This is a genomic window from Streptomyces sp. NPDC001858 (genome assembly GCF_053594615.1).
Genome location: NZ_JBSFEV010000065.1, coordinates 22,964 through 29,233, shown reverse-complemented (window position 1 = coordinate 29,233; position 6,270 = coordinate 22,964). Strand labels below are relative to the sequence as shown.

Sequence of the window (6,270 nt, the reverse complement as noted above, 5' to 3'; positions counted from 1 at the left end):
AGCCTCGGCCGCAAGGAAGGCGTCACCCAGTTCTCCTACCCCAACGACAAGGTCAACGCCGCCAGCATCAGCGGCCGCACCGGCGCCGGCGTCAAGGAGATCGCCTGCCGCTTCACCCTCAACAAGCTCCTCTCCGGTGCGCGCAAGGCCAGCTCCCGGCCCAACGGCGACCGCGTCGGCGCCAACGGTGCGGCAACGCCTCAGCCGGAGCAGTCGTCGTCCAGCATCGGACGCGCCGCCTGAGCAGCACCCCGTCTCCGGCCGGACCAACGGGTCCGACCGGTCCGGCCCAGGAAGGACCGAGCTGAAGTGACAAGCACACCACGCCGCAGCTTCGTCCGCCGCGGCCGGGCACCGGGGCACCGCGGCCCCCTTCCCGCGAGCCTGCCCACCCCCCCACGGCCTCCATGGCGAGGCTGCAGCCGACAGCAGCCCCGTCGTGAGGCCGGGTACCTGATCCACGGCCTGCCACCGGCCCACCGAGCCGACCCTGAGAGAGCGAAACGTACGACATGAGCGACCACGTGACCGACCCCGCGACCGAGTCTTTCGTCGCCCACCGCAACCTGCTGTTCACCGTTGCCTACGAAATGCTCGGATCCGTGGCGGACGCCGAGGACGTCCTCCAGGAGACCTGGCTGCGCTGGGTCAACGTCGACCTGGCGGAAGTGCGCGACCACCGCGCCTACCTGGTGCGGATCACGACCCGGCAAGCGCTCAACCGGCTGCGCACCCTCCAACGGCGCAAGGAGGCCTACGTAGGCCCCTGGCTGCCCGAGCCCCTGCTCACCGCGCCGGACGTCGCCGAGGACGTCGAACTGTCCGAGAGCCTGTCGCTGGCACTCATGCTCGTCCTCGAAACCCTCTCACCGACCGAACGTGCCGTCTTCGTACTGCACGAGGTCTTCGACGTCGGCTACGAGGACATCGCGGCCGCCATCGACAAGAGCCCCTCCGCCGCCCGCCAGATCGCCTACCGCGCCCGCCAGCACGTCGACGCCCGCCGACCGCGCACACCGGTGACGGCCGAAGAGACCCGGGCGGCGATGGAATCGTTCCAGTCCGCGCTCGCGACCGGAGATCTGCAGGGGCTGCTCGACGTACTCGCCCCGGACGTCGTCTTCGTCAGCGACGGCGGCGGACTCAAGATGGCGGCACTGAAGCCCGTCATCGGCGCCGAGAAGGTGCTCCGCTACATGGCCGGCAGCGTCGAGAAGGCCGGCGGCGCCTTCAGCAGCGAGTCCACGACGATCAACGGCAACCCCGCACTCATCCTGCGCGTGGACGGCGAGATCGACGGCGTCCTGGCCTTCCGCGTGGACAACGGCCGGGTCACCGACCTCTTCTACGTCCGCAACCCCGAAAAGCTCACCCACGTCGAATCGGAGACGACCCTCACCTCCCGCTGACCGCCGGATCGCGTCCTTCGCGATCCTGTGAGAGGGCTGCTGGCCTCCGGGCCCGGCACGACGCCGCACACCTCGCGGCCGGCAGCCCTGCACGACGTGGATCGGACGCGCGCGCCTCGGCGTGTCATGGCGCCCGAGGCTACTGGCCCGGGCCGTTGTCAGTGCCGGATGGCACCATGCGGACATGAGCGGCGACTCTTTTAACTGGCACGAGTTCCTGGGACGTTGGCAGCAGGAGTGGGTTCCACGCGCGGATGAGGACGAAGGCGAGGACGACGGCGGGCTGAAGGGCTTCCACCTGGGCAGGCCCGGGGCGGAAGAGTCGGCGATCGCCGCGGCCGAGGAGCGGCTGGGGCGGCGGCTGCCGGCCTCGTACCGGGAGTTCCTGGCCGTGAGCGACGGGTGGCAGGTGGATCAGACGGCCGGGGTCTACCAGCTCGGCGGCGTCGCGGAGATCGGCTGGTTCGAAGACCCGTTCGACATGACCCCGCTGTACGAGGAGCAGCTGGGCGACAACCCGCGCGAGGAGGACGTCCTGCTGGCCGGGATGTGGCAGCGGGCGCTACGGCTGGAGACGGACTCCGACATGTCGCCCGCCTTGCTCGACCCGGGCGACACGGACCAGGACGGTGAGTGGGCGCTCTACGTCTACCGGGGCTGGAGCGGTGAACTCCCGGACCGCTACCCGTCGTTTCGCGCGTACATGGAGGCCATGTACCGCGGCTTCCACTCCGACCGGGCGCAGAGCGCCGACTTCGTGAACGCGACCACGCGCGCGCAGGACGCCCAGGTGGAGGAGGCCCGCCTGCTGGCCCTGCGCGGACGGTACGAGGAGGCCCTGCCCCTGCTCGAGGAGGCGCGGTCCTTCGGACGGCCGAACAGCGCCGTTCTGCTGAACCAGCTCCGGCACCTGCTGGCCCCGGGCAGCCCCCGCGACTACGGCAACCTGGCGGCCGACCCGCGCTACCTGCGCGAGATCCTGCCTTTGGAAGCCATGACGCCGGCACGCGGCGGATGGCGCCTGGGCGGGGACGAGCACTGGCTCGGGATGATGGCCGCGCGCGGCGTCGCCCGGGGGAGTACCGAGGCGGTACTGGGCGCGATGCGGGAGGGCACCCACCGCTACACGCCTCCCGGCCCATGGGGCCAGGCCGTCTCCGAGGCCCGGCAGGCGGCCGACCGCGGGGCCACCGACGCCGCGTGGCGGGTGCTGCGCGATGCGCTCCCGCTGTGGGTGGCGCCCGGGCCCTCGCTGATCGCCCCGATCGGCCTGCTCGCCGATCCGGTCCTGGGCGTGCTGGTCACCCCGGAGCGTGGGCGGGAAATCCTTGCGACGCCGCGGTCCGGGGAAGTGGGACCCGCTCCCGAGCCGACGCCCGATCTCGACCCGCCGGGCCTCGCCTGGCTGACGGAGCCCGCGGCGAACCGGCGGCCGCACGACGGCTATCGCTGTGTCTGGGCCGAGGGGATCGACCCCGCCGACCTGCCCGCTCTGATAGGTGAGGAAGGCGCCGAACTGAGTGCGCCCGCGGATCCGCGAGAGGTGTCCTGGCGCGCGCCCAAACCCCATGAGCGCGAGGGCGTGGAACTCTGGGAGGACCGGGCCGTGGTCGCCGTCGGCCGCACCGCCGAAGCGTGGGCCTTCGCCTTCGACGGCACCTCCCACCACATGAGCACTCTGTTCTCTTCCCCCGCTGCGGCGGCCTCCGCGTCCGGCCGCGCGGTGGTGGTGTGGCGCGATCCGAGGGGCTCGTCCCCGGGCGACCGCCCGGCCGCGTTCCACCTGTCGGTGGCCGAACAGGGCGAGGAGCTCTACGCGTTCACTGTGCGGGGTACGGAGATCGAGCGCTCCGGCGCGATTCCCGAAGCCTTGGACCCCGCCCTGCTGTTCGGCCCGGAGGGCGCTGAACCGGACGGCGAACTGCGTGTGTTGGAGGCTCTGCACATCGAACTCGGGCTGTCACTGCCCCGTTTCGCACTCACACGGGGCAGACTCCGCACCTTCACCACCCGGTCCTGGACCCGCGCGCCGCGCGAGGGCGAGGGGTTCGCCTACGGATACATCGTCTTCGGGCGGAACCGACCCTGAGGCTTGGGGGCGTTGCGGCAGCAGCGAGGCGGGGGCTCGCGGCCTGCCGGGTGTGGCGTGTGGGCGGATCAGCGGGTGTAGGTGGTCCGGTGTTCTGCGCGGGAGCCGCAGTTGGAGCCGATCACCTGCACATAGGTGTTGGCGATGGAGCCGCCCCAGTCGACGCAGAGGCCCTTGCCGATGACGTAGGAGGGCCCTGCGTAGGAGGTGTAGCGCCCGGAGTCGTCGTCCCCTTCGTTGGTCTCGGGGACGTAGATCCAGGCGGACATGTCCAACGCGGTGCCGGGGTTGTTGCGGATGGTGACGACGCAGTTGTTGCCGTTGGTGGAGTTGTAGGCGAGGTACACGGTGCCCAGCGAGCCGACGGCCGCGGAGTTCACGGTCTTGTAGCCGCTTCCGCAGACCTTCTGCGGGGTGGTGTTGGGTGCGGCGGAGGCCGGCGCCGCCAGAGCGGTGGTGGCCCCCACCGTGAGAGCGGCCAGTGCGGCAGCGCCCAGAATGGAGTGAGTAAAGCGCATATTTCCCCCTTGTGTGCTTAGGAGTTGGTTACTCCTGCCTTATGTGACGAGCTGGGCCTTCGGATGGTTGTGCCGGAGTTACGGGTGTTTTCGGTCATAACTGGCGACATATTTGGCTGAGTTGGGACGCAACCGCAGGCGTGTGAGAGATGTGCGCCCGCTCCGCCGGGTGCGCGCCGCAGGGTACGGGCTGCAGGGGCTCACTCGTCCTGGGCGCGCGCGTTGTTGATCGCGGCTTGAAGTCGCAGCCAGGTCGGATCTGTTGTGGCTGCGGTTGTCACTGTCTCCAGATCGTCCGATTCCCAGGTGCGGGCTCCGTCGGTGATGACGAGGTGGGACTCCAGGTCGCCGTCGTCAGGAATTTCGGAGGTGGCGTCCAAGAACGCCGCGACTGCCGCCGTCGGCGACGTATCGCCGTCCGTGCTACGGGTCTGTGCGGAGCCGGCCCGCACGGACAACAGCACGAGGTCGCCTCCACCGCTCGCGATGACGAGTTCGCCTGTCGGCGTGGCGCCCAGCCCGGACACGGGGGAGCCGCCCAGCACGTCGTGCTCGACCGCCTGCAGGGTGTCGACGTTGACTTCGATGAGAGTCCCGGTGGGCGTTCCGACCCAGAGCACACCCGGTTGGGATCCGAACGCAATGTTGTGTCGTGACCAGGAGCGCATCTGTTCGAGCCACTCCTGCGGGTAGGGGTAGCCCGGGCTGGGTTCGCCGAGAGTCGTCGCCAGAACGCGCTGCAGTGAAGGGAACTCGAACACGTCCAGCGAATTGCCGTATGCGTTGCCTCGCATCGCGAGATGGCGTCCGTCCGCGCTGAAAATCGGCTTCTCGTAGCCGTCGGCGTCCAATATCAACGCCCGGCGCAGCACTCGCATTACCGCGGGCGCGGTCTTGTGATCGACCCGAGCGAAGAGTCCGAGTGTCGCGCCTTGATCACTGGCGAGCGTGGCCACCAATCCGCCGGCGGGATGCTCCGCGACCCCGGTGTCCCAACGTGGGCCGGTGCCGAGGGTTCCCGCAGCGAGGTCGAGTACGTCGGAGCTGGCCCATGTGTCGTCTCCCTCGCCCGACGACGGCGAAGCCCACAGCGTCCGACCGTCCGGGCTGAATGCCAGACTGTGGTAGCGGGCGGTGGGTGGAACGCCTTCCACGTCGGAGAGCCCGGCAGGCGTCCACTGCACCACTCGGTCCTCGGCGGCGACGGCGAGCAGCGGCAGGTCCGGATGCCATGCCACAACGGGTGTGCGCTCCCTACTGTCCCAGCTGGCGGCATCATCGCCGTAGGCACGCGACTCGGCGCCGATGGAGCCGAGATCGTGCAACCGGCCGGCCTCGCAGCCCCAGACATGGACCGCAGGGCGTTCCGAGTCCAAACCGGCGACCAGGGGAAGCCGCGGATGGCATGCCAGTTGCCCAACCGGACGCCCGCTACTGACCCGCACCCGTGCCACGACCTGAAGGTCGACCTCAAGTTCAACCTCGACCTCGACCTCATCAGCGTTCATGCCGACACCGTCGTCGAGCCAGTCGCCCGGGATCAGTTCACGAAGGCGGTCGAGGTCTCCTGCCGTCCGGCCGCGCGCCAGGATGGCTGCGTTGTCGTCATTCCGCAGAAGGACGTCCTGGCCCAGGAACCATCGGATCCCGGGTTCTTCCTCGCCGCTGGGATAGGCCGGGAAGGGCAGCTGGACGCAATGCTCTTCCAGCAGCTCAATGCTCTCGTCATCGGCGTCGCAGAAGTCGCAGAGCTCTTCGTCCGCCTGGACGGACTCGGACAGGACGATCTCTACGAAGCTGAGGGAGAGACGCTCCAGCCAACCTTCCCACCGCTCCGCCGCCTTGTCGGCCAGGTCGGTCCGGATGAACACCGCTGGGTCGTCTTCCTGGAGGCTGCCGAGGAGGATGCCCCAAGATGCGGCTCCCTGGTTCTCGTGCCGGAAGACCAGGGCTTCCTGGGCTTCATCCACATACAGTTCCGTCGGGCCGAGCAGCACATCGTGGTTGCTGGTCAGATCCCGACGGTGGCCCAACAGCAGATACGCTTCGCGCAACGCCGCAGGAAGCCGGACGCCCAGCCTCTCTTCCGCGGCGAGCAGCTCGGCCTCCGCACACCCGTCGCCGCTCCCCAGCGCGCCGGCCCAATGGGCGGCGAAGCCCTGAATGAAGCTCCACGCACCGCTGCGGTCTTCGACGCCTCTGGCGAGAGCCGCGGCGAGATCGAACTCTTGTGTCATGCCAGGACGATATCGAT

4 protein-coding genes and 1 pseudogene are annotated in these 6,270 nt (G+C 69.5%); 3 read left to right on the top strand and 2 right to left on the bottom strand.

From position 1 onward, the window contains the following. From ACWCPF_RS43105 to ACWCPF_RS43095, 3 genes and pseudogenes are all read left to right on the top strand, one after another. Positions 1-243: pseudogene (locus ACWCPF_RS43105) on the top strand (FAD-dependent oxidoreductase); the annotation flags it as partial. A 269-nt stretch (positions 244-512) separates the two neighbouring features. Then, the gene (locus tag ACWCPF_RS43100; protein WP_451050612.1) at positions 513-1,409 is read left to right on the top strand and encodes an RNA polymerase sigma-70 factor; all 897 of its coding nucleotides are present in this window, start codon (positions 513-515) and stop codon (positions 1,407-1,409) included. 184 nt (positions 1,410-1,593) lie between these two features. Then, positions 1,594-3,498: an SMI1/KNR4 family protein gene (locus ACWCPF_RS43095; RefSeq protein ID WP_451050611.1), complete on the top strand. Its 1,905-nt coding sequence runs from the start codon at positions 1,594-1,596 to the stop codon at positions 3,496-3,498. Between the two features lie 68 nt (positions 3,499-3,566). Here ACWCPF_RS43095 and ACWCPF_RS43090 read toward each other — a convergent pair whose 3' ends face one another. Further along, a complete protein-coding gene (locus ACWCPF_RS43090; RefSeq protein WP_451050610.1) occupies positions 3,567-4,016 on the bottom strand; it encodes a spore-associated protein in 450 nt (149 codons plus the stop codon). 200 nt (positions 4,017-4,216) lie between these two features. Further along, complete coding sequence (locus ACWCPF_RS43085) at positions 4,217-6,253, bottom strand: hypothetical protein (protein ID WP_451050609.1); 2,037 nt, start codon at positions 6,251-6,253, stop codon at positions 4,217-4,219. Between the last annotated feature and the right edge of the window lie 17 nt (positions 6,254-6,270).